The 25,713-nt window shown below is 62.9% G+C and carries 25 protein-coding genes and 1 tRNA gene; 7 read left to right on the forward strand and 19 right to left on the reverse strand.

Annotated elements, in window-relative coordinates; all coding sequences use genetic code 11:
• Positions 1-75: 75 nt before the first annotated feature.
• A complete protein-coding gene (locus tag AC25Y4_RS04045; RefSeq protein WP_488119081.1) occupies positions 76-2,436 on the reverse strand; it encodes an ATP-binding cassette domain-containing protein in 2,361 nt (786 codons plus the stop codon).
• Positions 2,437-2,477: 41 nt separating this feature from the next.
• Complete coding sequence (locus AC25Y4_RS04050; RefSeq protein ID WP_488119082.1) at positions 2,478-3,242, reverse strand: SDR family oxidoreductase; 765 nt, start codon at positions 3,240-3,242, stop codon at positions 2,478-2,480.
• A gap of 115 nt (positions 3,243-3,357) precedes the next feature.
• Between AC25Y4_RS04050 and AC25Y4_RS04055 the strand changes: the two genes are divergently transcribed.
• From AC25Y4_RS04055 to AC25Y4_RS04070, 4 genes are all read left to right on the forward strand, one after another.
• Positions 3,358-3,828 (forward strand): NfeD family protein, encoded by a 471-nt coding sequence (locus tag AC25Y4_RS04055; protein ID WP_488119083.1) that lies wholly within the window; start codon positions 3,358-3,360, stop codon positions 3,826-3,828.
• Entirely contained in the window at positions 3,828-4,763 is a 936-nt protein-coding gene (locus AC25Y4_RS04060; protein ID WP_488119084.1) for an SPFH domain-containing protein, read from the forward strand. Before AC25Y4_RS04055 ends, AC25Y4_RS04060 begins: the two co-directional genes overlap by 1 nt.
• A 50-nt stretch (positions 4,764-4,813) precedes the next feature.
• Positions 4,814-5,581, forward strand: a complete 768-nt coding sequence (locus AC25Y4_RS04065; protein ID WP_488119085.1) for a glycerophosphodiester phosphodiesterase family protein — start codon at positions 4,814-4,816, stop codon at positions 5,579-5,581.
• A gap of 87 nt (positions 5,582-5,668) precedes the next feature.
• Positions 5,669-6,034: an RNA polymerase-binding protein RbpA gene (locus AC25Y4_RS04070; RefSeq protein ID WP_488119086.1), complete on the forward strand. Its 366-nt coding sequence runs from the start codon at positions 5,669-5,671 to the stop codon at positions 6,032-6,034.
• Between the two features lie 36 nt (positions 6,035-6,070).
• Here the strand turns inward: AC25Y4_RS04070 and lnt are convergent, their stop codons facing one another.
• From lnt to AC25Y4_RS04120, 10 genes are all read right to left on the reverse strand, one after another.
• Positions 6,071-7,624 carry an apolipoprotein N-acyltransferase gene (gene lnt, locus AC25Y4_RS04075; protein WP_488119087.1) on the reverse strand — a complete coding sequence of 518 codons (1,554 nt, stop codon included), beginning with the start codon at positions 7,622-7,624 and terminating at the stop codon, positions 6,071-6,073.
• A 9-nt stretch (positions 7,625-7,633) separates the two neighbouring features.
• Positions 7,634-10,084 carry a DEAD/DEAH box helicase gene (locus AC25Y4_RS04080; RefSeq protein WP_488119088.1) on the reverse strand — a complete coding sequence of 817 codons (2,451 nt, stop codon included), beginning with the start codon at positions 10,082-10,084 and terminating at the stop codon, positions 7,634-7,636.
• A gap of 9 nt (positions 10,085-10,093) precedes the next feature.
• Entirely contained in the window at positions 10,094-10,846 is a 753-nt protein-coding gene (gene tatC / locus AC25Y4_RS04085; protein ID WP_488119089.1) for a twin-arginine translocase subunit TatC, read from the reverse strand.
• Positions 10,847-10,893: 47 nt separating this feature from the next.
• Positions 10,894-11,148, reverse strand: a complete 255-nt coding sequence (tatA, locus tag AC25Y4_RS04090) for a twin-arginine translocase TatA/TatE family subunit (RefSeq protein WP_488119090.1) — start codon at positions 11,146-11,148, stop codon at positions 10,894-10,896.
• A complete protein-coding gene (locus tag AC25Y4_RS04095; RefSeq protein ID WP_488119091.1) occupies positions 11,138-11,482 on the reverse strand; it encodes a hypothetical protein in 345 nt (114 codons plus the stop codon). The genes tatA and AC25Y4_RS04095 overlap by 11 nt, the downstream gene beginning before the upstream one ends.
• Positions 11,483-11,485: 3 nt before the next feature.
• Entirely contained in the window at positions 11,486-12,493 is a 1,008-nt protein-coding gene (locus AC25Y4_RS04100) for a helix-turn-helix transcriptional regulator (RefSeq protein WP_488119092.1), read from the reverse strand.
• A complete protein-coding gene (locus AC25Y4_RS04105; RefSeq protein WP_488119093.1) occupies positions 12,490-13,509 on the reverse strand; it encodes a helix-turn-helix transcriptional regulator in 1,020 nt (339 codons plus the stop codon). The genes AC25Y4_RS04100 and AC25Y4_RS04105 overlap by 4 nt, the downstream gene beginning before the upstream one ends.
• 81 nt (positions 13,510-13,590) lie before the next feature.
• Positions 13,591-14,562: an FKBP-type peptidyl-prolyl cis-trans isomerase gene (locus AC25Y4_RS04110; protein WP_488119094.1), complete on the reverse strand. Its 972-nt coding sequence runs from the start codon at positions 14,560-14,562 to the stop codon at positions 13,591-13,593.
• Positions 14,563-14,626: 64 nt separating this feature from the next.
• The gene (locus AC25Y4_RS04115; RefSeq protein ID WP_488119095.1) at positions 14,627-15,628 is read right to left on the reverse strand and encodes a tRNA (adenine-N1)-methyltransferase; all 1,002 of its coding nucleotides are present in this window, start codon (positions 15,626-15,628) and stop codon (positions 14,627-14,629) included.
• Entirely contained in the window at positions 15,625-16,374 is a 750-nt protein-coding gene (locus AC25Y4_RS04120; protein WP_488119096.1) for an HAD family hydrolase, read from the reverse strand. The genes AC25Y4_RS04115 and AC25Y4_RS04120 overlap by 4 nt, the downstream gene beginning before the upstream one ends.
• Positions 16,375-16,456: 82 nt before the next feature.
• Between AC25Y4_RS04120 and AC25Y4_RS04125 the strand changes: the two genes are divergently transcribed.
• Complete coding sequence (locus tag AC25Y4_RS04125; RefSeq protein WP_488119097.1) at positions 16,457-17,401, forward strand: proteasome assembly chaperone family protein; 945 nt, start codon at positions 16,457-16,459, stop codon at positions 17,399-17,401.
• Here AC25Y4_RS04125 and mshC read toward each other — a convergent pair.
• From mshC to AC25Y4_RS04140, 3 genes are read right to left on the reverse strand one after another with little or no spacing between them, the layout of a single operon-like run.
• Positions 17,398-18,663 carry a cysteine--1-D-myo-inosityl 2-amino-2-deoxy-alpha-D-glucopyranoside ligase gene (gene mshC / locus AC25Y4_RS04130; RefSeq protein ID WP_488119098.1) on the reverse strand — a complete coding sequence of 422 codons (1,266 nt, stop codon included), beginning with the start codon at positions 18,661-18,663 and terminating at the stop codon, positions 17,398-17,400. The two genes, AC25Y4_RS04125 and mshC, sit on opposite strands and share 4 nt — an antisense overlap.
• A 13-nt stretch (positions 18,664-18,676) precedes the next feature.
• Entirely contained in the window at positions 18,677-19,531 is an 855-nt protein-coding gene (locus tag AC25Y4_RS04135; protein WP_488119099.1) for an undecaprenyl-diphosphate phosphatase, read from the reverse strand.
• A 42-nt stretch (positions 19,532-19,573) separates the two neighbouring features.
• On the reverse strand, positions 19,574-20,899 hold the full coding sequence (locus tag AC25Y4_RS04140) for a M20/M25/M40 family metallo-hydrolase (protein WP_488119100.1): 1,326 nt from the start codon (positions 20,897-20,899) through the stop codon (positions 19,574-19,576).
• Between the two features lie 113 nt (positions 20,900-21,012).
• On the opposite strand from AC25Y4_RS04140, the gene AC25Y4_RS04145 reads away from it, so the two are divergent.
• Positions 21,013-21,096: transfer RNA gene (locus AC25Y4_RS04145), tRNA-Leu, on the forward strand.
• Between the two features lie 192 nt (positions 21,097-21,288).
• Positions 21,289-22,068, forward strand: a complete 780-nt coding sequence (locus tag AC25Y4_RS04150) for an alpha/beta fold hydrolase (protein WP_488119101.1) — start codon at positions 21,289-21,291, stop codon at positions 22,066-22,068.
• A 48-nt stretch (positions 22,069-22,116) separates the two neighbouring features.
• Here AC25Y4_RS04150 and AC25Y4_RS04155 read toward each other — a convergent pair whose 3' ends face one another.
• The 4 genes from AC25Y4_RS04155 to AC25Y4_RS04170 form a co-directional block, all read right to left on the reverse strand.
• Entirely contained in the window at positions 22,117-22,995 is an 879-nt protein-coding gene (locus AC25Y4_RS04155) for an ABC transporter permease (protein ID WP_488119102.1), read from the reverse strand.
• Positions 22,982-23,998, reverse strand: a complete 1,017-nt coding sequence (locus AC25Y4_RS04160; RefSeq protein WP_488119103.1) for an ABC transporter ATP-binding protein — start codon at positions 23,996-23,998, stop codon at positions 22,982-22,984. Before AC25Y4_RS04160 ends, AC25Y4_RS04155 begins: the two co-directional genes overlap by 14 nt.
• Positions 23,995-25,065, reverse strand: coding sequence for a LolA family protein (locus AC25Y4_RS04165; protein WP_488119104.1), 1,071 nt, complete (start codon positions 25,063-25,065; stop codon positions 23,995-23,997). The genes AC25Y4_RS04160 and AC25Y4_RS04165 overlap by 4 nt, the downstream gene beginning before the upstream one ends.
• 242 nt (positions 25,066-25,307) lie before the next feature.
• Entirely contained in the window at positions 25,308-25,673 is a 366-nt protein-coding gene (locus AC25Y4_RS04170; RefSeq protein ID WP_488119105.1) for a hypothetical protein, read from the reverse strand.
• Positions 25,674-25,713 lie beyond the last annotated feature (40 nt).

Genomic DNA, 25,713 nt, shown 5'->3' on the forward strand with positions numbered 1-25,713 from the left:
TCAATCTACTTGACATAACGACAAACTTGCCGGGCAATTCTGCTGGCAGATGGCGTACGCTGTCTGCCTCGTTGCTCAGGAGCCAACGTAAGCGGCAAGGTGCTCGCCTGTCAGCGTTGAACGAGCGGCGATGAGGTCGGCAGGCGTGCCCTCGAAGACAATCCGGCCGCCATCGTGACCCGCACCGGGCCCGAGGTCGATGATCCAGTCTGCGTGCGCCACGACCGCCTGGTGGTGCTCGACGACGATGACCGATTTGCCAGAGTCGACGAGTCGATCGAGCAGCCCAAGGAGATTCTTCACGTCGGCGAGGTGCAGGCCTGTCGTTGGCTCGTCCAGGACGTACACACTCCCCTTCTCCGCCATCTGTGTCGCCAGCTTCAGGCGCTGGCGTTCACCGCCGGACAGCGTCGTGAGAGGCTGACCCAGGCTGAGATAGCCCAGCCCAACGTCTGAGAGGCGCTCAAGAATCGTGTGCGCTACCGGCGTGCGCGCCTCGCCAGAGCCGAAGAATTCCGTGGCGTCTGCCACGCTCATCTCGAGGACCTCGCTGATGTCTCGGCCGCCGAGGTGGTAGTCAAGGACGGATGCCTCGAACCGCTTCCCTTCGCACACCTCACAGGTGGTGGCGACGCTGGCCATCATCCCGAGATCGGTGAAGGTGACACCCGCACCGTTGCAGTTGGGGCAGGCACCCTCCGAGTTGGCGCTGAACAGTGCCGGCTTCACGCCGTTGGCCTTGGCGAACGCCTTGCGGATCGGCTCAAGAAGTCCGGTGTATGTCGCCGGGTTACTCCGTCGGGAGCCACGGATTGCAGTCTGATCGATCGAGACCACTCCAGCGCCCGCTGGCACCGAGCCGTGCACGAGCGAACTCTTGCCTGAGCCGGCCACGCCCGTGATGACCGTCAGCACGCCGAGCGGGATGTCGACATCGACGTCCTGGAGGTTGTTGGCCGTCGCCCCACGGATCTCAAGCGTGCCCGCATGCGTTCGCACGGTGTCTTTGACCTGCGCCCTGTCGTCGAAATGGCGGCCGGTCAGGGTGTCGCTGGTGCGCAACTGCTCCACAGTGCCTTCGAAACAGACGGCACCACCACTGACACCGGCCCCAGGACCCAGGTCGACGACGTGGTCTGCGATCACAATGGTCTCCGGTTTGTGCTCTACGACCAGCACAGTGTTGCCCTTGTCACGCAACTGCAACAACAGCGCGTTCATCCGCTGAATGTCGTGAGGGTGCAGCCCGATGGTGGGCTCGTCAAAGACATAGGTGACATCGGTGAGTGACGAGCCGAGGTGGCGAATCATCTTGGTGCGCTGCGCCTCTCCCCCAGACAGCGTGCCCGCCGGACGGTCAAGCGACAGGTAGCCGAGTCCGATCTCGACGAACGAGTCGAGCGTCTTGACCAGTGCGGTGAGCAGCGGCGTCAAGGACGGTTCAGAGAGGCCCCTGACCCACACGGCCAGGTCGCTGATCTGCATGGCGCAGGTGTCGGCAATGTTCAGCCCGGCGATCCTCGACGACCGCGCTCCCTCATTGAGCCTGGTTCCGCGGCATTCCGGACAGGTGGTGTAGGCAACGGCACGGTCGACGAATGCCCTGATGTGCGGCTGCATCGACTCTTTGTCTTTGGAGAGCATTGACTTCTGGATCCTGGGGATCAGGCCCTCATAGGTCATGTTGATGCCGGCGATCTTCATTCTGACCGGTTCTTTGTACAGGAAGTCCTGAAGCTCTCTCTTCGTGTACTCGCGAATCGGCTTAGCCGGGTCAACGAAGCCCGACTCCTTGTAAAGCCGCATGTTCCAGCCGCCCGCGTTGTAGCCAGGAATGGTGAGCGCGTCGTCGTTGAGCGACTTGCTGTCGTCAAAGAGTTGTGTCAGGTCAAGATCGGTCACGCTGCCCATACCCTCACAGCGTGGACACATTCCACCCGTCACCGAGAAGCTGCGGCGTTCCTTTACCGTCTGTCCCCCGCGCTCCATGGTGATCGCACCGGCTCCGCTCACCGAGGCAACGTTGAAGGAGAACGCCTGCGGTGAACCGACATACGGCTGTCCGAGTCGACTGAAAACAATCCTGAGCAGCGCATTGACGTCGGTGGCTGTGCCAACCGTAGAGCGAACGTTGGCGCCCATCCGCTCCTGGTCGACGAGGATCGCCGTCGTCAGCCCTTCGAGCACGTCGACATCTGGTCTGGCCTGCGAGGGCATGAAGCCCTGCACGAAAGCGCTGTAGGTCTCGTTGATCAGTCGCTGCGATTCGGCGGCAATGGTGCCGAAGACGAGCGAACTCTTGCCGGAGCCGGACACACCCGTGAACACCGTCAGCTTGCGCTTCGGGATCTCGAGACTGATGTCCTTCAGATTGTTTTCGCGCGCACCCTGTACGCGAATCAGGTCATGGGTATTTGTCGAACGGACATCACTCATGGCGTCTCCATCTGTCCGGCTGCCCGATTGTGCGGAAGCGGCTAGCTCGCTGTGAAGTCTGAGGTGTCGCCCACGTAGCGCGTGTGGTCGGCTGGGACGGGTTCAACGGCTGCCAGGGCCACCTCTGCGGCGAACTCGCTGACGTTGTAGAGGCGTCCGGCGGATTCCTTGCGCTCACTCAGGGCGCCTGGGTTCGCACGCTCAAGCAGCGTCGCCGTGATGGTGCCTTCAATCATGTCGCCGGAGACGACGACGAATTCGATGCCCCTCGCCTCGAGTTCTGGGATGAGAGCGCGCAGCGCGTCCTCCCCCGCACGCTTGCTCAATGCGACCGGCAGGTATTCCGGCATCGTCGGGGTTGTGGCGATGAAGTGCGCCTGGTGGCTCGTGACGAAGACCACGCGCGAGCCCTCGCCGAGCAGCGGAAGCGCGGCCTGAAGCAGCTGCACCTGCGCGTCGCGGTTGAGCTGCATGGCGTAGTCAGCAGCCATGCCGCTTTCCATTCCGCCAGAGGCGTTCATGACCAGGATGTCGAGTCCGCCGTATGAGGCACGAATCGTGTCGAACAGTGTGGTGAGCGATTCCGGATCGGTGAGGTCAGCGCCAACGGTGATCGCCGTTCCGCCGGCCGCTGTGATGGCATCCGCCAGCTTCTGCGCCCGCGCAGCCTTGTTGCGGTAGTTGATGACTACCTGGGCGCCCGCCTCGGCGAGATAGCCGACGGTGTCGGCGCCGATACCTCGCGAGGATCCAGTGACGAGTGCTCGTCGTCCGTCGAGTGATCCTGCGGCAAGTGGGTTCGTCACGCGTGCTCCTCTAGTAATGCGTCAATCTGTGCACCTCGACATTACCAACAAGCAACGACGGAAGGCGGCGCGCACCTGCTAGCGTCGAAGTGCAGATGAGCGAGGGGAAAAGGGCATGGACGCTTTCGTAGCAGACTACGGCTGGATTGTCTGGCTGGTGCTCATCCTGATCTTCATGACCGTCGAAATGGTGACGCTTGAACTGACGTTCCTCATGATTGCCATCGGCAGCCTGGGCGGCCTGGTGGCCGGCCTTCTCGGCGCACCGTGGTGGCTGCAGCTCATTCTGGCCGCCATCCTCGCCGTCGTCTTGCTCTTCGGCATCAAGCCCCCGTTATTGCGCGCTCTGAAGCGCGGAGGCGATCCCAGTGCGACCAACATTGACGCTCTTCTCGGCATTGACGGCCGGGTCGTCTCGTCGATCGGCTCCAGTGGCGGACAGGTTCGCCTTGCCAACGGCGAGATCTGGACGGCGCGGCTCTCCCCCGGCGCACCAGCGAGGGTGATTGGGCCAGGCGAGCGCGTTTTGGTGACCGCAATTGACGGGGCGACGGCTGTCGTGCTCCCCGCTGAGAGGGAAAACTGATGGATGCAGCACAAATTGTGACCTTCATAGTCGTGACGGTCATCATTCTGATCGTCGTGGTCTTTGTGATCGTCACGCTGTTCAAGGCGATCAGAATCGTGCCACAGGCCTCCGCCGGTGTGGTGGAACGTCTGGGCCGCTACCACAAGACCTTGATGCCTGGCCTGAACATCCTGGTTCCGTTCATCGACCGGATGCGTCCCCTGATCGACATGCGTGAGCAGGTCGTGTCGTTCCCTCCCCAGCCGGTCATCACTGAGGACAACCTCGTGGTGTCAATTGACACCGTCGTCTATTTCCAGGTGACGGATGCCAGGGCCGCAACCTACGAGATCGCCAACTATCTCGGCGCTGTCGAACAGCTCACAACCACAACCCTGCGTAACGTCGTCGGTGGGCTGAACCTGGAGGAGGCGCTCACCAGTCGCGACAACATCAATGGGCAATTGCGCGTTGTGCTGGACGAGGCGACGGGGAAGTGGGGCATCCGTGTCGGGCGAGTCGAGCTCAAGGCCATCGACCCGCCCCTCTCCATCCAGGACTCGATGGAAAAGCAGATGCGCGCCGAGCGTGATCGCCGTGCCCTCATCCTGACCGCAGAAGGTACGAAGCAGTCAGCCATCCTGACCGCCGAAGGTGCGCGGCAGGCAGCGATCCTGTCGGCAGAGGGCGACGCGAAAGCTGCCGTGCTCCGAGCCCAGGGTGAAGCCGAGGCAATCAAAACGGTGTTCAGGGCTATTCACGACGGCGATGCCGATCCGAAGCTGCTCGCCTATCAGTACCTGCAGACGCTGCCGAAGCTCGCAGAGGGAACAGCGAATAAACTGTGGATCGTACCGAGTGAACTCACGGAGGCGCTGAAGGGCATCGGCCGTGCATTCGGACAGAGTGGTAACCCAAGCACGCCAGGCACGCCAGGCACGCCAGAGGCTTAGTCCACCGCGTGACAATGACCGCATTTCCCGTTTTCAGAAAGCCGTTCCCCATGGCATCACGCCAGCGACATGATTTCCTTGTCGGCTCACGACCTCGCGTATTCGCGCACAGGGGCTTTGCCGTTGACGCCCCTGAGAACACCCTTCTCGCTTTTCTCAAAGCGCTGAATGCCGGAGCGACGCACCTCGAGACCGATGTCCACGCGACGCTCGATGGGGTCGCAGTCATCAGCCATGATGCAGATCTCTCTCGCGTCGCCGGCCGAGACATCCAGGTTGGCCAGCTTACGATTGCTGAGCTCCGGCGTATCGACCTCGGCCAGGGACAGAGTTTTATCTCGCTCGACGAACTGCTTGAAGCCTTCCCGAACGCCCGACTCAACATCGACGTGAAATCAGATGACGCTGTCGGTCCGACCGCAGCGGCGATCCTGCGCCAGCGGGCCACCAACCGGGTACTCGTGACATCCTTTTCTGAGAACCGTCGTCGTCGCACAGCGCAACTCCTGCCAGGAGTGGCCTCATCGGCATCCAGCAGCGGTGTCATCCGCGCTGTGCTCTCCGCGAAGCTCGGGTGGCCACTGGCCACCCGGCATGCACTGCGTGGCCTGCGTGCCGTGCAAATCCCTGAGCGCGCCAAGGGCGTGCGACTCGTCACCCCACGAGTGATCGCGGCGATGCACGCCGCAGGCGTCGAGGTTCACGTGTGGACGATCAACGATCCCCGCCACATGAATAGGCTCCTGGACATGGGCGTCGACGGCCTCGTGACTGACAGAACTGACCTCGCGGTTGCCCTGATCGCCGACCGAGTCTGAGAGTAGTCTCCGAGAATCCGTATAACGGAAAGATAACGCCCAGCTTGATGGTTTAGAACTGGGAGTGCATCGAGAGGAGACCACACGATGGCAGATCGCAGTTTGCGTGGAATGAGATTGGGCGCACAAAGCCTGCAGAGTGAAGAGGGCGTCACCTTCTCGCCTCGAGCCAGCTACACCTATAAGTGTGCGACGTGCGGTCGCGACACCGTGATGGTGTTTTCTGCAGAAGCTGAGCCGCCCGACGAGTGGGAGTGCAAGTACTGCTCCCAGGTCGCGACGCGCTTGGTCGACTCAGTACCGGTGGTTGTCGACCACTCGGATGAGAAGATCGCCAGGAGCCACTGGGACATGCTGCTTGAGCGACGCACACGTGCCGAACTCGAGGAGATTCTCGAAGAGCGACTGACGTACCTGCGCCAACGCCGCGGACAGCAGAAGATCGGCGCATAGCCGACCGATTCTCTGGCAGCACAGCTGCCCACACACCTAAGCGCCGAACGAGTTTCGGCGCTTTTGTGTTCCCGCCGCACGCGCGGTGAATGCGCACAGCGCGAAGCCGGCAATGCCGATTCCCGATACCAGCCATTCGATGCCGCGACCGAGCGACATCGCCGGCGTGACGGTCTGGCTGAGCGGCACCGTCTGAACCATCGCCCCCGCTTCCCATGTCGGCAGCTGGTCGAGTGTCGATCCGTCTGGCGTGATGATGGCGCTGGAGCCCACGGTCGAGATATTCACGACTGTACGTCCGGCTTCAATGGCACGGAGTCGGGCGATCGCCAGTTGCTGCACGCTCTCGTCGGTGTGACCGAAGTCAGCATTGTTGGTCTGGGCGAGAATGATCTCGGCCTTGTTGTCGATCATGGAGTGGACCAGCTCGTCATCCGCTATATCGAAGCAGATCGCGATCCCTGCCCGGATCCCGTTGATGTCAAAGACGTTGCTGCGCGTGCCGATCCCGTAGTCGCGACTGATCAGGTCGATCAGCTCCGGCGCAAATGGGCGCCAGAACGCGCGGTCAGGCATGTACTCAGCGAAGGGAACCGGATGCACTTTGTCGTACCAGTTCACCGCGCCCTCCCCCGCCTTCCACAACAGCGACGTGTTGTAGTAGACATCGTCACGCAGCGTAATGGTGCCGGCGACGATGGGAACGTCGAGCTCGGTGCTGAGATAGTCGAGCACCTGGGCAGCGGTGGCCGAACGGGTCGGGTCGATGTCGCTCGCGTTCTCCGGCCACACCACGAAGTCCAGGTCTTCCCCCACCAGGGGCAGCGTCGCTGAGGTGTGGTCGTTCAGGATCTGCCCCGGCGTGTACTTCGCAAACAGCCCGGCGTCTGATGCTCCCTGCACGGCGGCAAGCCTGGTCGTGCCACTCTGCACCGTCGGCCATGCAGGGAAGACCAGCAGGAGGGCGACGGATGCGATCGCGATCGCTGCGCGTGCAGACACAGAGACGTCACCTGAGCGGATGAGCTGGAGCACCAACGCACACAGCCAGACCATCACGAAGCTGAGGCCGGACATACCGACCCAGGCCACCAGCGAGTTGAAGGGACTCTCCGACTGAGAGATGGCGACTCTGCCCCAGGCAAACCCGCCATAGGGCCAGACGGCCGAGATTGCCTCGCGCGCGGTCCAGAGGCCGGCCACCACGATCGGCACCATCCCGATGCGGCCAAGTGGTGCGGGCCAGATACGCGGTCCGTGCTTGAGCACGACGGCGATGAGGCTCATGCCGACAGCGAAGAAGATGCTCTCGAGGCCGGCCAGCGCAAACCACGGCACGGGGCCGAGATAGAGGGTGATCCAGTGGATGTGGGTGAGCCAGAATGACAGGCCGGCGACAGCACCAACCAGCAGCCCTGTCCACGCACCTCTACCCAGCAGGGCGACCAGCATGAGGAACACGCCAACCGGTGCCAGAATCCACCAGTTACGATCCGGGAACCCGGCGTCGAGGATGACACCGGCGCCCGCGGCCAACAGAATGGATGCCCATAGCGGCATATTCAGCAGCCGTCGGTCTGGTTGATTCACCTCGATAGCCTAAGCGACAGAACTGTAGGCCACGATGCCACGCCTGATGGCGTCCATCGCGGAACGTGCCGTGCGCGCCACCTGCCCGTCAGCGACGACGGACAACTGGTCGAGCAGATCGATTGTCTGCTTCGTCCAGCGCACGAAGTCACCAGCGGCCATGTCAGCTTCGTAGAGCACATCGCCGAGCGATGCACCCTTCGCCCACTTCCACATGGCCAGACTCAGTCCGACGGACAGCGGGTTGCTGCCGGGCAGTTTATTGTCGCGCTCCAGGTCGTCGAGTCGACTCCAGAGATCCTGGGTGGCGTCGAGAGCCGGCCTGAACGAGCCCTTCGGAAGCCATCGTTCGTCGATCATGCCTTCATCACGGCGTGGTTCGAAGACGAGGGCGCAGGCCATCGCAGCCAGGCTCGGCGCGTCGAGGGTGTTCCACAGGCCCCGGCGGAGTGACTCAGCGATGAGCAAGTCGCGCTCACCATAGATGCGGCGGAGAATCTGGCCGCTCTCACTGAGTTCGAGCGCGCCGTGCTCATTCGGTACCAGGTAGCCGAAACCGAGCAGCACGTCGGTGACGCGGTCGAACACGCGGGCCACAGCGTTGGTGCGGGCATTGATCTGGCTGTTCAGGGCATCCGTCTGACGCTTCAGCTTCCACCAGCGCTCAGCCCACCTCGCGTGCTGCTCCTTCTCTGGGCAGCTGTTGCACGGGTGTGAGCGCATGCGCTTCCTGAGGCTGTTCAGCTCGCGCTGGCGCTTCTCCCGCTGTCCGCGGGAGCCGGTGTCCCCCGCGCTACCCGCGCGTTCCAGATCGGTCAGCGCGCGGCGAATCGCGGAGTACTCGGCAAAATCGCCGAGATGACAGGTCATCGATGCGGCATAGCCGGCGAGGGACTCCTGTTGCGCACGAACTTTCCTGGCCAGGTCAACGACGGCCCTGTCGGCCTGGAACTGGGCGAACGAGGACTCCAGGATCTCTCGGGTGCGCGCTCGACCGAACTGGTCGATGAGATTCACTGCCATGTTGTACGTCGGTTTGAAACTGGAATTGAGCGGATACGTGCGACGAGAGGCAAGAGATGCGACGGCCTGGGGATCGAGACCCTGCTGCCACTGGATGACGGAGTGACCCTCGACGTCGATGCCACGGCGGCCGGCGCGGCCCGTGATCTGGGTGTACTCCCCCGGCGTGATGGGAACGCGTGCTTCGCCGTTGAACTTCTCAAGCTTCTCCAGCACTACCGTGCGGGCCGGCATGTTGATACCGAGCGCAAGGGTCTCCGTCGCAAAGACGGCCTTGACGAGCTTCTTCTGGAAGAGCTCCTCAACGACCTCTTTGAAGGCGGGAAGCAGGCCGGCGTGGTGTGCGGCGACGCCGCGCTCCAGTCCGTCGAGCCATTCCCAGTACCCAAGCACCGCAAGATCTTCGTCAAGCAGCGTGCGGCAGCGCTCATCGACGATCTGCCGGATCTCTTCCCGCTCTTCGGCATCCGTCAACCGGACGCCGGCGCGGAGAACCTGTTTGACGGCCTGGTCACAGCCCACCCGGCTGAAGATGAAGAAGATCGCGGGCAGGAGATGCTTGCCGGCGAGCAGCTCGACGATCTCTGCGCGCGGCATCTTGCCGGCATCCGCTTGCATGCGCTGGTGGTAGCTACCGCGGTCATTGCCGCGTCGGCTGGCCGTCGACCTGCTGCCGATGGAGCGGCCTCCTGATGAGGCGAGGCGCACCAACTCTGGGTTGACGCGGTGCGTCGCTGCCAGGCCAGACGAATCGAACAGGTCGAGCATCTTGTTCTTGACCAGGACGTGCTGCTCGAGGGGAACGGGGCGTTCCTCTGAGACGATCACGTCGGTTTCGCCGCGTACAACCTGAAGCCAGTCGCCAAACTCTTCCGCGTTCGACACTGTTGCGCTGAGCGAGACGAGCCTGACGGTTTGGGGCAGGTGGATGATCACTTCTTCCCACACAGCGCCCCTGAAGCGGTCGGCGAGGTAGTGCACTTCGTCCATGATGACGAACGCGAGGTTGGTGAGCAGGCTGGAATCGGCGTACAGCATGTTGCGCAGCACTTCGGTTGTCATCACCACGATGCGGGCGCCGGAGTTCACATTCGTGTCCCCAGTGAGCAGCCCGACGTTCTCTGCACCGTACTCGGCAACGAACTCCTGGTACTTCTGATTGCTGAGCGCCTTCATGGGCGCGGTGTAGAAGACCTTGGCTGAGCGCTGGCGCATGGCCAGGAAGACGGCGAACTCCGCAACGATCGTCTTGCCAGCCCCGGTGGGCGCAGCGACCAACACGCTGTTGTCCTGCTCAAGCGATTCGCACGCAGCGCGCTGGAAGGGATCGAGATCGAAGCGCAGGCCGGCGCGGAACGCCTCGACCTGGGAGAAGGTCGCGCGGGAGCGCGCAGCAGCGTACCGCTCGGCGGGAGACAGGGATTCGGTGTCGGTCATGTTGTCTGCCTACAGCGCCAGCTCGTCGGAGAACGCGAGATTGCGCTTCGCTGCCCTGCGGTCATGCAGCCAGGCGATGCCCCAGGCCATGAAGTACAGCGCGATCATGGGGATCGCCAGTACGAACATCGACACAACGTCGGCTGACGGGGTGGCAATGGCCGTGAAGAGAATGATCACGAGGATGGCGATTCGCCAGGATTTGATGACGGACGCAGCGCTGATCACGCCTGCGAAATTCAACAGCACGATGAACACCGGCAGCACGAACGCGATTCCGATGGCCAGGACCAGTTTCAGCACGAAGTCGAAGTACTCGGTTGCGGCAATGAAAGCGGCATCCTGTTGCGGGGCGAAGCCGGTCATGAGTTCCACGATGTGTGGCAGCACGTACCACCCAGCGGCGCAACCCGCGAGAAACAGGGGCACGGCGGAGAAGAAGAAGCCGAAGGTGTATTGCTTTTCCTTACGGGTGAGCCCAGGCACCAGGAAAGCAAAGATCTGGTAGAGCCACATGGGGCTCGACACAATGATCCCAACGTAGAACGAGATCTTCAGCTTCAGGTCGAAGGCAGACGTGATGTTCGGGTAGTTGATCTGGGCGTTGCGATCTTGCGCATGTGCGATGGCATAGATCGGTTCACGCAGCGCATCCCAAACGAAACCAGAAAGGAACCAGCCAATGATTGTGCCGACGACGATGCCTGCGGCGGCCAGGAACAGACGCTTCCGCAGTTCAAGAAGATGTTGCCCGAGGGGCATCTTCCCTTCGCTGTTCGTACGCCGAGGGGTGCGCACTGCCACGCGAGCTACGACTTAGTCGTCGGGTCTGACGTACCCGTGGTGTCTGACGTACCCGTGGTGTCTGACGTACCCGTGGTGTCGGACTTCGGAGCGTCTGGGTTAGCCACCTTCGCGGTGTCGTCGGTCCTGATCTCGTGCTTCAGGATCTTCATTGACTGGCCAAGGCTGCGGGCCAAGCCGGGGAGCTTGGGTGCACCGAAGAGGAGCAAGACGATAAAGACGATGATCAGGAGGTGCCATCCGGTGAGGTTACCGAGCATTGTGGTCCATCCTTTTGTCTCTAACAGTTTTCAACAGTTTACCCCGGTTCACCAGTGCATCCCGCCGACGGTGGCGTCGCACTGTTCTGGCGTACCGGTCGGCTTCGATTGCGTACGCCAACTCATACTTGTCGTCGAAGATGGCCGGACGCGGTGCGGTCGGTGTGAGTTCGCTGACGGTCGCGTCGAGCGCAGCTACCTGGTCACCCAGCGTGCCGAGCGCGTTCATGGCACGCATGAGCTTGCGGAAGAGCGTCACCGCGAAGAAAACGAGCATGCCGACGAGCCCGATTCCGAGGGCGCCCCAAATCAGGAGCCACGACCACCACGGCATCGGCTACACCCCCTTCTCTGTGGATTCAGCGGATGCCGCGTCGTAGCGAGCGGCGCCTGCGGCCGCCCAGTCAGAGACGATCGCACGTGCGGAAGCCGGTTCGATGACGGTGACCACTCCCGCGAGGCCGGTGACCAGTCGCTTGAGCCCGTGATAGTGGGCGACACGGAGGGTGACACGCATCCGGTCTCCGTCTGTCGTTCCCTTCGCTCCCTCTGGCACGTAGTCAGCGATGAGCGCTGCGGCGGAGGCGGGGAGTTCGATGTCAACGGTCAAGTCGTCTGAGGATCCCACGAACAGCGAATCGGGCAGGTCGACGTCGCCGGCGTGCTCCGTGATGCCCTCGTCGATGACATGCGGTTCGCTCATGCGGTCAAGTCGGAACGTGCGCACGGCCTGGCGCAGGTGGCACCATCCGCGCAGGTACCAGTCGTTGTCCACCGATTGCACGCGCAACGGATCAACCCGGCGCCGTTCGTGTTCGCCCCGCGCATTGAGGTAGTCGAATTCGAGCTGGCGGTTGTCTTTCACAGCGGTCTGGATGAGGGCAAGCGTATCGACAGAGCCGGGCTGGGCAACGGCAAGCTGGCTCGGCGTTGCTGATGCTCCCCTGGTGAGTTTGGCCATCAGAGACGCGATCGCGTCGCGGTCGGCGTTCTCTGGCAGCGAGGAGAGATACTGCAGCCCGGCGATGAGCGCAGCGGCCTCACGCGCTGAGAATCGAGGCGAATCGTCGATGGCCACGAGATTGGTGAGGATGATGCGGTCGTTGTTCTCGAATTCATCCCACTGGATGTCGAACAAATCTCCGTGCAGGTACTGGTGCGTGTCGCCGGGGACGCCGGACATCGCGATGAGGTTGACCGCTTCACGCACCCGCTCTGGGCTGATGCCGAAGTGAGCAGCGACCTCTGCGACCGTGATCTCGTCGTGGTCCATGAGGTAAGGAACCAGCGACAGCAGGAATGTGAGCTTGTCTGGCGCACCGAGCGCCGGCTGCTTGCGGATCATCGGGTACTCCTTTCGCTGTGGGCGTCACGCACTCCGATAAGCCGCGCGTACACAGCCTGCCGGAGCTCAGGAGGCCCATGCACGAAGACTTCCGGGCCGTAGCCGGCGAGTTCATCGGCCAGGATGTTCAGGTCTGTGTAGTGCAGGTGGACGATAGCGTCTGATGCTGGTGTGTTCTCCGCGTCCCGCTTGCTGAGCCGCACTGCGGCATCCGTTCCTGGTTCGACCGAGATCGTGGCCAGGTTGCGATTCCAGATCGCGTCGAGCTCTGCGAGGGCCTGGGCGGCCTTGCCTTCACCGTCCGGGCGGAAGGTCGCACCCTGCACGGCCGTCACGGGGCCAACGATCCGCGAGAGCAGGAATGTGCGGGTGGCATTCACGTCCCGGTCTGTCGCGAACAGGTGCCAGCGCCCCTCGTGAAGCACGACTGCATGCGGGGCAACCACACGGCGGCGCGGAGCCGACTCACCTGGCTTGAGGTACGGGAACGCGACGACCTGGCCGCGATCCATCGCCTTGCTGAGCGGCTCGAACGACGTTTCCCGAGCACGGAGGTACGGTGCATAGCCGAGCAGCGGGTCGCTCGATTCGATGCCGAGGGAATTGAGCTTGGTCAGTGCCCTGCGCGACTCCGCCGACAGGGATCCCTCGCGCCACACCGTGGCGGCCAGCTTCAACAGCATGAGCTCGTCCGGGGAGAATGACAGGTCGGTGGGAAGGTCGTACAGGCTCTTCGGGATCAGGTAACGAAGGTTGTGATTGCTGCCAGGGTCGTCAAGCGGCTCAATGGTCTCAAGCGGAATGCCCAGTTCACGGATGTCGTCTTTGTCACGTTCGAACTGTCGCTCAAGGCTGGCATTGTCGCCGCCGACGACGTAGCGCTGCCGGTAGCCCTGGACCGTCGAGAGAATCTCGGCCTTCGACAAGCCGCCCTCCGTCGCAAGCAACGCAAGAACGAGGCTGAACAGGCGTTCTTCAACCGTGACACGGCTGGGCGATTCAGGAGTGGTCGGCACACTGCGATTCTAAGGGGGGAAAGCAGAAGGACTTGGCAAGCGGATACCGCCAGCCAAGTCCTTCTGCCTCACATGCGTTGGTTAGCCGATGCCGAGGATGTCCACGACGAACACCAGCGTCGATCCGGCGGGGATACTGCCGGAGACAGTGTCGCCGTATGCCTGGTCTGGGGGGATGACCGCGATGATCTGCGAGCCGACGGTCTGGCCGATGAGAGCCTGGGCGAAGCCGGGGATCAATCCACCGTTCGTCGTTGTGCCGTCAGCAACCAGCAGCGAAACGGGGCTGCCGCTTGCCCAGCTGGAATCGAAGACCTTCTTGGTGTCCCACAGCACACCGGTGTAGTTGACGGTGACGGTGTCACCCTCCTTGACCGTTGCTCCCGTGCCCTTCTTCAGGACACCGACCTCAAGCGTGGTCGGCGGCGCCTCTGAGGGGATCGTGATGCCTGGGACGCCGTTCTCATCGAGGACGACGGCCGGGAGATCTGAGGAGACCTGCTGGTCTGCGCCGTTGGCGCGAGGCAGAGAGGCGTCGACGACGTCGAGGACGAAGACGAGGGTGTCGTCTGCCGCGACGCCCAGCTGTTCATTGCCGCCCTGCGGCCCGAAGCCGTCCTCAGGTGAGACAACGACGACGATTCGCGAACCGACCTGCGCGCAGGTGAGTCCGTCGGTGAGGCCGGCGATTGTCTGGTCGTTGAGCACGAAGTTTGCGCGCGATGAGCCGTCGTACGAGCTCTGCTCGATGAGCTTGCCGGTGGTGCCGTTGTAGACGCTCAGGTCGACGGCCACCTTCTGTCCTTCAACCAGGCCGGGGCCTGTGCCTTCGATGACCTCGACACGCTCGGTGGTGTCTGTCTTCAGAGGCGTGGGGAAGTTGACGGTCGGTGCTTCGCCGAACTCGCCGGAGACACTCACGAGCTCTGATGCGGCGCCGTCCGTGACGACCGACGTGCAGTCAGCGGCAGAATCCGAGCTGGCGTTCGAGCAGCCGGTTAGTGCAACCATGGCCAGTGCGGCGGTTGCAATGAGTGCGAATGGTTTACGCACAATTCCTCGTTTCGATACAGGGGTTTTGCCTGGCTGATTTGCGTGTGGCAGGCCGGAGCCCATCCTAACTGCCGTCAAGGTCACGCGCCTTGGAGAGCTCCGCGCTTTGGCCGGCGGCGCGGGCACGCTTGCGGAGGCTCTTCGGGCTGACGCCGCGCTCCCCCAGTGCACCGGGGGTCCAGGCCTCGAAGTCAGCGTCGTCAAAGTCGGTCTTTGACGGACGGCGCTTCAGCTCAGGCAGCACGGTGTCCGGCGCCAGGCGGCGGGCCGTGATGAGGAAACCGGTGTGGCCGATCATGCGGTGGTCAGGGCGAACAGCAAGTCCTTCGACGTGCCAGCCACGAACCATGGTCTCGTTCGAATCCGGGTTCGTGTAGTGACCTGAGCCCCTGATCGCCTCTGCGACCCTCGACAGCTGCGTCACCGTGGCGACGTAGCAGAGCAGCACTCCGCCTGGCTTCAGGGCTGCGGAGACAACGCCCAGGCATTCCCATGGGGCGAGCATGTCGAGCACGACGCGGTCAACCGAGCCGTCCGGCATGGTGTCCGGCAGGGTGTCGGCCAAGTCGCCGAGGGTGATGGTCCAGTTATCGGGGTCGTGCCCGAGGAACGTCGCGATGTTGCCGCGTGCCACGTCAGCGAAGTCCTCGCGGCGTTCGAAGGACGCCAGGCGCCCTTCCGCCCCGATTGCCCGCAGCAGCCACAGCGACAGCGCGCCAGAGCCAACGCCGGCCTCGACGACGGTTGCGCCGGGGAAGATGTCGGCCTGGGCCAGGATCTGGGCGGCATCCTTCGGATAGATGATGGCAGCGCCGCGTGGCATCGACATCACGAAATCATTGAGGAGCGGGCGCAGCGCGAGGTGCTCGACGCCCACATTGTTGGTGACGACGGAGCCATCGGGGCGCCCGATGATCTCATCGTGCTCCAGGATGCCGCGGTGGGTGTGGAAACCCTTGCCAGGCTCGAGGGTGATGGTGTTCAGCTTGCCCTTGGGGCCGGTCAGCTGCACCCGATCGCCCGCGCGAAACGGACCGCTGTTTTGGATGACCTGGTTGTCGCTCATTGTGTTGCGCTTTCGGTGGTTGTCTGCACTCGGTGCGAGATGGCTGCATTGGCGCGCTCGTGCGCGCCATGTCGATCAGAGTAGAGGGCGGCAAGGTCGCCGACCATGCGCCCGTGGAGCGTATCCCAGAGCGTATACAGGCCGCTCTCGGCCAACGGAATCTGGTGCGGAACGCCGATCACGATTGCACCGGAGGCCACGCCGGCAGCAACGCCTGGCACTGAATCCTCAATGGCGATGCAGTGTTCAGGGTCGACGCCGAGCGCGATAGCCGCGGCCAGGTATGCCTCTGGGTGCGGTTTGCTGTGGGTGACCATGTCGCCGGCGACGATGACGTCGAATGCCGGGAAACCGATCAGGCCGGACACCTGTTCTGCCATGCTCCGCATCGACATCGTGACGAGGGCCATGGGGATGCCGGCGCTCTTCACCTCTGCCAACAACTCGCGCGCGCCAGGGCGCCAGGGCACACCGGTGTCGCTGAGCTGCTCCTGCACGCGGTTGGTCAACCAATCGACGATCGCGTCAGCATCCATATCGACGCCGGCATCCTGCAGGATTGTCGCTGAGGCCCACAGGCCGCTCCCGACGAGCTTCATGCAATCGTCGTGGGTCCAGACGCCGCCGAATGATTCGACGAGCTCGATTTCTGACTGCATCCAGTACGGTTCGGTGTCGACCAACGTGCCGTCCATGTCCCACAGAACGGCAGCGGGCAGATGAATCTCGGTTTGGCTGGTAGTCACGGGGTCCAAGTCTAGGGGCACCGCCTATCCTTGACTGAGGGCATGTCGACCAGACAGCCCGGAATGATCGAGGTTCTAGGTAGTGACTGACGGCAATGGGTTTCTGGGTGGGCGTCTACTCGTGGTGGCGTTCGAAGGCTGGAACGACGCCGGAGAGGCGGCGACCGGGGCCGTTCGCACGCTGAAAGACATGCTTGCTGTCGCCGAGATCACGAGCGTCGACCCTGAGATGTACTTCGACTACCAGTTTAACCGCCCGACGATTTCAACGGATGAAGATGGTCGCCGACAGCTGGAATGGCCGGATGTCGTGTTGTACGGACCGGAATTCCCCGATGTCGTCGGCGAACCGCTTGCCGAAGATGCGCAGCTGCGCGTCAGCGGCGCCAATGCAGGCAATATCTACATGCTCATCGGCACTGAGCCGTCACGCAGCTGGAAGAGCTTCGCCGCCGAGATACTTGATGCAGCGCTTGCCGCCGACATCAGCGGCATCGTCTTCATGGGCGCGATGCTCGCTGACGTGCCGCACACCCGCCCGATTTCAGTCATGGCCACGAGCGACAACCCACGGGTGCGCGCCGAGCTCAGCATCGAGCGCAGCAACTACGAGGGCCCTGTTGGAATCCTGAGCGTGCTCGCCCACTCTGCAGAGCAGGTCGGCATTCCGACACTCGCAATTTGGGCATCCGTTCCGCACTACGTGCACAACGCGCCGTCGCCCAAGGCGATGCTGGCCCTGATCGACAAGCTCGAAGAAATCATCGACGTTGTCATACCGCGCGGAGACCTCGTTGCAGAGGCTGCCGAGTGGGAGACAGGGATCGACGCGCTTGCCGCAGAGGACGACGAGATGGCCGCCTACATCGCGCAGCTGGAGCAGGCCAGGGACACCGTCGACTCTCCAGAGGCCAGCGGCGAGGCCATCGCCCAGGAGTTCGAACAGTATTTGCGAAAGCGCAATGACGGCAGGGATGGCCGTGAGGGCTGGGCAGACGGCCGCCCTGGCCCCGAGGGGCCGCGTTAGAGCTTGATACCGAGCAGGGCGTCGATGGCGTCCCGCAGCGTGGCTGGGTCGTCCACACCGGCCGACACTGCGTCGTCGATCATGCTTAGCGCACGCGACGTATCGAGGTCGGTGGCGATCGCCGCGCGTATGGCCTCGATGAGGGCAGCCGTACTGGAGTTGCCCGGAGCGATTCCGCTGCCGAATGCGGCTCCCCAGCGCGTGAGGCGCAGGACGGCGGTATCGAGTTGTGCACCAGTCCATTCCCAATCGGATCGGTAGTGCTGTGACAGAAGCGCCAGCCGGATCGCACGCGGATCGATCCCGTCTGCGCGCAGTCGGGACACCAGCACGAGGTTGCCCAGTGACTTGCTCATTTTCTCGCCCTGGTATGCAACCATGCCGGTGTGGCTGAAGACGCCAGCGAGCGGATGCCCGGACAGCGCAGCTGCGTGACCCGCACTCATGTCGTGGTGCGGGAAGATGAGGTCTGAGCCGCCGCCCTGCACGGTGAAGTCGGTGCCGAGCTCCATGAGCGCGATGACCGAGCATTCGATGTGCCAGCCTGGCCGGCCATTGCCGATGCGCGATGGCCAGGACGGCTCTCCTGCACGCGCTGCGCGCCAGAGGAGCGGATCCAGCTGGTCACGCTTTCCCGCACGGTCAGGGTCTCCCCCGCGCTCAGCGAACAGCGTGAGCATGCCCTGCCTGTCGAGATTGCTCTCGTCGCCGAGACGCCAGGGGGCCGTGCGCTCTGCAGCGGCAATGTCGAAGTACAGGTCGCGGCCGCGCTGGCCGTCTGCGTCAACAAGGGCATCCGGAGTGTCGACGTGGTAGGCGATGCCTGAGTCGCTGAGCTGACAGACCGCCTCGGCTATCTCGTCGATGACCTCGGTCACGGCGACATACTCGTCGGGCGGAATGATGCCGAGCGCCGTCATATCCTCGCGGAAAAGCTCTACCTGGGAGAGTGCGAGCTCTTTCCAGTCGACGCCGGTGGCCGCTGCTCGTTCGAGCAGCGGGTCGTCGATGTCGGTGACGTTCTGGGCGTAGTGCACGCTGTAGCCGGCATCAAGCCAGATGCGCTGCAGCGTGTCATAGGCCAGGTAGGTCGTGGCATGTCCGAGGTGGGTCGCGTCATACGGCGTGATTCCGCAGACGTACAGCCTGGCGACATCCGTCGGTCTGGCCTCTACCAGCTGTTCTGTCGCAGTGTCATACAGACGGGGTACGTCGGCATGGCCGGGAAGAGCAGGGATTTCGGGACGGTGCCAGGCGCGCATGTATCCAGCCTAGCTATGCGGCGATGGTGTTTGTCGCCAGCAGGATGTAGAGCACGACGCCCAGCGCGATGCGGTAGATCACGAACGGCAGGAAACTCCGCTTCGAGATGTAGCTCATGAAGAACGCGATGACGACGAGCCCGACGACGAACGCCACCACTGTGGCGACCAAGGTCTCTGCGGGGCCGAATACCTCTGGCAGGCAGCCGAGGTCGCCTTCGAGGCACGGCTTCGCGATGGACTTGTAGACCTGGTAGAAACCGCTTCCCAGAACGGCAGGAATGGCGAGCAGGAACGCGTAGCGCGCGGCAGCCTTGCGCTCGTAGCCCATGAACAGTCCAGCGGTGATGGTTCCACCTGAGCGGGAGACGCCGGGGATGAGTGCGAGGGCCTGCGCGAAGCCGTAGATGATGCCATGGCCGACAGTGAGGTCTTTCAGGCGACGCTTCTTGGCGCCAACGTAATCAGCGACACCGAGCAGGATGCCGAACACGATCAGCATGGTCGCGGTGATCCAGAGCGAGCGGAGCACGGTCTCAATCTGGTCCTGGAACAGCAGTCCGAGCACGATGATGGGCAGCGAGCCGAGAATGATCAGCCAGCCCATGCGGGCATCAGGGTCATCCCTGGGCACCTTGCCGACGAGCGACCGGCACCAGTGCCCGATGATGCGGGTGATGTCGTGCCAGAAGTAGAGCACGACGGCGAGCTCTGTACCGATCTGGGTGATCGCGGTGAACTGCGCCCCAGGGTCGCCGCCGGTGCCCAGGAACTCCCCAACGATGCGAATGTGGGCGCTCGATGACACCGGAAGAAACTCGGTGAGGCCCTGGACGAGGCCCAGGATGATGGCATTCAGAAAATCCACGCGATTGTCTCCGCTGGTTGGTGCTGTGTCTGGGACTGCAGGTCAGTAAGTGGTCAACAGGTCGGTCAGGACCCGTCTGCCAAACACTAATGCGTCAAGCGGTACGCGCTCATCAACGCCATGGAACATCGCCGGGAAATTCAAATCTGCTGGGAGTTTCAACGGGGCGAAGCCGTATCCTCTGATGCCCAGCTTGCTGAGCGCCTTGTTGTCTGTGCCACCGGAGAGCATGTACGGCAATACGGGTGCGCCGGGGTCGTGCCGCTCAAGGGTTGTGGTGACGGCGTCGATGAGGTCGCCGGAGAAGTCGGTCTCCAGCCCGATGTCGCGGTGCATGATCACGATCTCGATGTCGGGGCCGACCAACTCGGCGAGTTCGGCGAGAACGGCGTCTTCTTCTCCGGGCAGCGAACGGATGTCGATGAGCGCCTCAGCCATGTCTGGGATGACGTTGTGCTTGTAGCCGGCGCTCAGGAGCGTCGGGTTGGTGGTGGTGCGGAGGCTGGCCTGGATGAAGCCGGACGCCGTCCCAGTGGCCAGCGCCAGTTCGTCAGGGCCGACCTGCTGAGGGTCGACGTCGAGGATGCGGGCAAGTTCGGCCAGCAGCGCGCTCGTGGTGTTGGTGAGCCTGATCGGCCATTCACGCCTGCCGACCTTCGCAACGGCCTCAGCGAGCTTGGTGATCGCGTTGTTGTGGATCAGGCGTGAGCCGTGGGCTGCATCGCCCCTGGCGACGAGCTTGACCCAGATGAGAGCTTTCTCACCCGTTTGCAGGAGGTAGGCACGCGTGCCGCCGAGAGTGATCGAGTATCCGCCGACTTCACTGATGGCGTCGGTTGCCCCCGCGAAGAGCTGGGGCTGGGTGTCCACCAGGAAGTGCGAGCCGAGCACTCCCCCTGCCTCTTCGTCGGCGAAGAAGCCAATGATGAGATCTCGCTCTGGTGCATCACCGGCACCGATGATGTCGTGGAGGGACGCGAGGATCATCGCATCCATGTTTTTCATGTCGACGGCACCGCGTCCCCACAGCAGTCCGTCTTTGATGACGCCGCCGAACGGATCGACGCTCCAGTTCTCTGGATCAGCCGGCACGACATCGAGGTGGCCGTGCACGACGAGTGCACCCTTGGTGCTGTCTTTCCCCTTGACACGGGTGACGACGCTCGTGCGGCCTGGCGCCGCTTCGAAGATCTGTGGCGACAATCCGAGCCCACGAAGATTTTCGGCGACATACTCGGCGGCATCCGCTTCACCGTTGGATTTACCCTCACCGTAATTGGTGGTGTCAAAACGAATTAAATCCCGCGCCAACGTGGCTGTCAGATCCAGCTGAGCCCCGTAAAGAGGCGTATCTTCTGTGTGTGCCATGGTGTTCACGCTATCGGTCAAACGGTTGATCGGCCGCGTGTGTAAAACCATGTCAAAAAACCGTGCTAGATTATTACCTCGTCAGCAGGAAAGAACAACGCAGACAACATCCGGTCCGGGTGGCGGAATTGGCAGACGCGCTAGCTTGAGGTGCTAGTGCCCGTAAGGGCGTGGGGGTTCAAGTCCCCCTTCGGACACAAGATAAAACCCCCGCATTGCTTCGGCAGTGCGGGGGTTTTCTCGTTAACGCGTGAAAGATTTTTCTGCGGAAAAAATATTGATTCCAATTTCGGCATGTATGAAAAACCGAAATGTGGCGCAGTCGGAATGTGCAGACCTTTTCGGGTGCAGGATGCCACTCCACGCCAGGTCGTGATCGAATAGTAATGATGTCCTCTCTCTCCACTCCCACCCCGCGTTCCGTCTACTCCTCCGACGGGCTGAAGCTGGCCACCTATGAATTCGGTGATCCGGCCGCCCCGACCGTGCTTGCGATGCACGGGTTCGCATCGAGTGCACTGGCGAACTGGCACATGACCGGATGGACGCGCGATCTGACGCGTGCCGGTTACCGCGTCATCGCGATTGATCAGCGCGGGCACGGTGCGAGCGACAAGCCGCACTCCCCCGCTGCCTATTCGATGGATGCGTTGACCGACGACCTGCTGCGGGTGCTCGACACCTATCTGCTCGACGAGGTTCTCTACGTCGGATATTCGCTGGGCGCGCGGGTGGGATGGCAAGCTGCCGGCCACTTCCCGGAGCGGATTCGCCGGGCAGTGCTCGGCGGGATCCCTGACGGTGATCCTCTTGAACGATTCCAGGTTGACGACGCGCGGGAGCACATTGAGCGCGGCGTCGATGTCACCGATCGCCTCACCGGCGTCTATCTCACGATGGCCCGAAGCGTGCCAGGCAACGACCTCACCGCTCTGGTCGCGCTGGTCGAGGGCTTGCGGGGTGGCCCTCAACCCGGTCCTGAGAACGCGCCAGAACAGCAACTGTTGTTCGCCACCGGAAGCGAGGATGGCGTCCTCGAGGAATCGCGGGCTCTGGCCGCCGCCGCGCCGCATGGCAGTTTCTTCGAGATCCCAGGGCGGAATCACTTCAACGCGCCGACGTCGCGGCCTTTTCGCGAATCCGCGATCTGGTTTCTCGGACAGGCGTAGCGGGTCTCGAGACGCTCGTTGGCGCTTGTTCAACGACCAGCGAGATCGCTATGAGAGTATGTCCTTCGTTAGGAAGCGGCCGAAGGCCATGGCACCGAAGACGAGGGCATAGCCGGCCTGGAGTAGCGCGTTGTCGCCGAACGATGTCCAGTCGATGGGTTGCCTGAGGAGATCGGCAAAGTCCAGCCAGTAGTGGCTGAAGAGCCACGGATGCAGCCAGTCCAGCTGAGGCAACGCGTCCAGCACCTGGGAGACAACGGAGAGCACGATGGTGGCTGCCATGGCTCCGACCGGGACGTCGGTCAGTGTTGAGATGAACAGGCCGATCGCCGCGAGCCCGAGCAGTGACACGATGACGTATGCAGCCAGGAGCAAGGACCGCACCACGGATTCGCCGACGCTGATGGTGTCTCCAGACAACAGCGTGACAGGGCCGATGGGGAACAGGATGGCGCCGGAGACCGCACCGGCGACCACGACGGTCAGCGTAGCCGCCGCACAGAAGACGGCCGCTCCGGCGTACTTGATGACCAGGAGTCGCGCACGCCCGGCCGGTGCCAGCAACAGGTACCGCAGCGTGCCGTGGCCGGCTTCTCCCGCGATGGTGTCCCCCGCCACCACTCCGATGGTCAGTGGAAGGAACAACGGAATAGACACCACAAGGGAGGTGATGCCGACAAAGAGGCCATTCTGCGTGATGCGGTCAAGGAACGGCGGGCCCCGGCCGGCTTCAGGTTCACTGGTCGTCACCCGCACCGCGATCGCGATCAAGACGGGGATCGCGGCCAGGGCAAGCAACATGGCCCACGTGCGCCTGCGCCGAAAGAGCACCGACAGCTCAGACCCCATCAGCGCCCAACCGAACGAGGGCCGCGTGCGAATTGGTGCGTCACTGGACAACCGAGCTGGTGCGTCACTGGACAACATTGAACCCCTCTCCCGTCAATGCCACGAAACGGTCTTCGAGGGTGCTGCTTTCGACGGCGAAACCGCGCACCCGAACCCCGGCGGCGACGAGCGCGGCGACGATCGATTCCGGTTCGCCACGGTAGTCACCCAGTGGGGCGATCACAACGACGTCCTCAGGCCCATCGGTATGCACAGTGGCAGGCGCATCGGCCGGCACGGTGGCCGGCACCAAACCCAGCGCACTGAGCACCTGACCCGCTGCCACTGCATCTGGCGTGTGTACCCGCACCTCTGCCCTACCTGAACGCAGGTCGTCCAGGGTGCCCTGGGCCACCAGCCGGCCGGCGCTCATGACTGCGGCGTGGGTGCAGATCTGTTCGACTTCGGCGAGTAGATGGCTTGAGAGGAAGACTGTGGTTCCCTCCGATGCGAGCGTGCGCACCAGCGACCGCACTTCCCTGGTTCCCTGGGGATCGAGACCGTTTGTGGGCTCGTCGAGTACGAGCAGCTCGCGGGGCACCAACAAGGCGTTGGCGATACCCAGGCGTTGTTTCATGCCCAGCGAATATGCGCGCACCTTCTTGTTCGACGCGTGGGTCAGCCCCACACGATCCAGCGCACGTTGCACCCTGGCACTGCGGGTGCTGCCGGGTGCGTGGCCGTCTGCAGTATCGAGCCGGCGCAGATTGTCGGCACCCGACAGGAACGGATAGAAGGCCGGCCCTTCAACGAGCGCGCCCACGCGTGGCAAGACGTCACGCAGGCCAGCCGGCATGGCCATACCCAGTACGTTGATCGAGCCGCTCGTTGCCGACGCGAGCCCGAGCAGCATCCTGATGGTCGTGGTCTTGCCAGAGCCGTTGGGGCCGAGGAAACCGAATACCGACCCTCGAGGCACCGCCAGATCGAGGTCGGCTACGGCGCTCTGGTGACCAAACCGTTTGGTGAGTCCCCGCGTCTCAATTGCCAGGCCCGGTACAGGATTAAACGCCCGGTCTTGCGCAGGGGAAGGCCCCGTCACGAAGCGTTGGCTGCGGCCTGCAGCGTCTCGAAGGGAACAGAGCCGGCGAAGACACGACCGTCATCGGTGACGTACACATTCACGAGCGCCGTCGATAGCAGCCGTCCGCCGCTCACTGGCGTGGTCGCCTGGGCGAAAACGGGGGAACTTGTGATGTCAGCAGGCACCGTGGCAGCGGGAAGCTCAACGACAGTCGCCCAGCCAGAACCGCTGGTGGTGACATCGTCGGAGTGGTCTGCGCTCTGCTTCCCCTGCTCATCCGTCCAGCTCGGCAGTGCCTGGTTCTCCACCGTCGCGCCAGGAGGTGGCGTGAAGTCGAAGAGGGCGGCATCCGGTGTATCGAGGGACAGCTCGGTGAAAGCAAGCTGGAACGCGGGCTCGTCCTGTGCTCGCGCCTTGATGTTGACCGCGAGAGGAAGGCCGGTCTCAGCGTCAACGGAGATGGATGCCGATCCGACCAGCGTCTCGGGCGTCTGAGGCGTCAGGATCAGTTCGTAGGCCTCTCGGCCGGCAACGACGGCGTCGGTGCCGACGGTCACCTGTGTGCTGGGCTCAATGGAATCGACCAGGCGCTGGGCAAGTTCAGCGGGCGTCATCGTCGCGCTCGTCGCGCCGGGGGCAGCTGCTTGTTCCTTTTCGTCTGCAGGCACGGTGAGGGTGGTCGCGGTGTTGTCTTCGGAGCTGTAGAGCCAGACCTGGTCTCCGTTGACGACCAAGTCGGTCTCAGACAGCTGGTCGAGAACCTGCAGCCTGGCGTTCGTTGGACCGTCAAGATACACACGGATGGTGTGCGAGCCCGTGAGCAGGCTGAGGGGCGATTCGGCAGCTGAGCCGCCCATCGATCCACCCATGTCGAGCTCAGGAAGCCCCAGCTCAGACGTTTGCTCCATGGTTCCGGATAGTGCGGCGACATCGCTGTCTGCGACCAGCGCCAGGACTTCTGCCGGGCTCTTGTCCGGCAGGTCGACTGCTGCGTTGGCCTGCGATTGGCCGACGGCCACCCCTGCGACAACGACGACAGGAACGATCATCGCCGGAAGCCAGCGCGTCCACTTGCGATTGTTCATCTCAGCCACACCCCCGTGGTGCTCCGTGAATCTCACGTGTTGGTGTTGAGACTACGCTTCGAGCCCAGCGCACGCACCTCCTGCTGCCGAGAATCTGCCGTGACCCAGTGCTGGAACGGTGACGGTATGATTGTGGAAGACTTCCGGACCTTCAGGGTTCGGACGAGCACTGGTTGAGACAGTGCACTGAAGGCCCATGACATCACTGTCATGGGCCTTCAGCCTTGCTACATATCAGCCTCTTATGAAACCGGTTCGTCGACGATGCCGATGAACCTGCTGCCGATGCCGTCGACCTCTGAGCGTCGCATTCCTTCTGCGGGCTCTGGGAGTTCGTCGGCGTCATGGTACTCACACGTGATGTAGGTGAATTCCGGCCACCATTTCTTGGGCCTGGTTGCCTCGGTGAATCCGCACACGTCGCACGTCAAATGCACCCAGATCACCTTTTTGCCGGTGCGATTCGCCCTGGACTGCAGCAGCCATGCGGGCGGGTTCTGCTCAAATTCGGTGAACTCTTCAGGTGTCATACGCGTGGGAATCCCGTGGCGTGTGGCCATCTCAAGTGGGATGTCCAGTCGTAGTGCTGCTTCTCGTCGCGTAATCATCGTCATTAACGATAAACGGTCAAGCGTCGGGGTAAATCCG

The sequence above is a fragment of the Leifsonia sp. Y878 genome, from assembly GCF_057669685.1.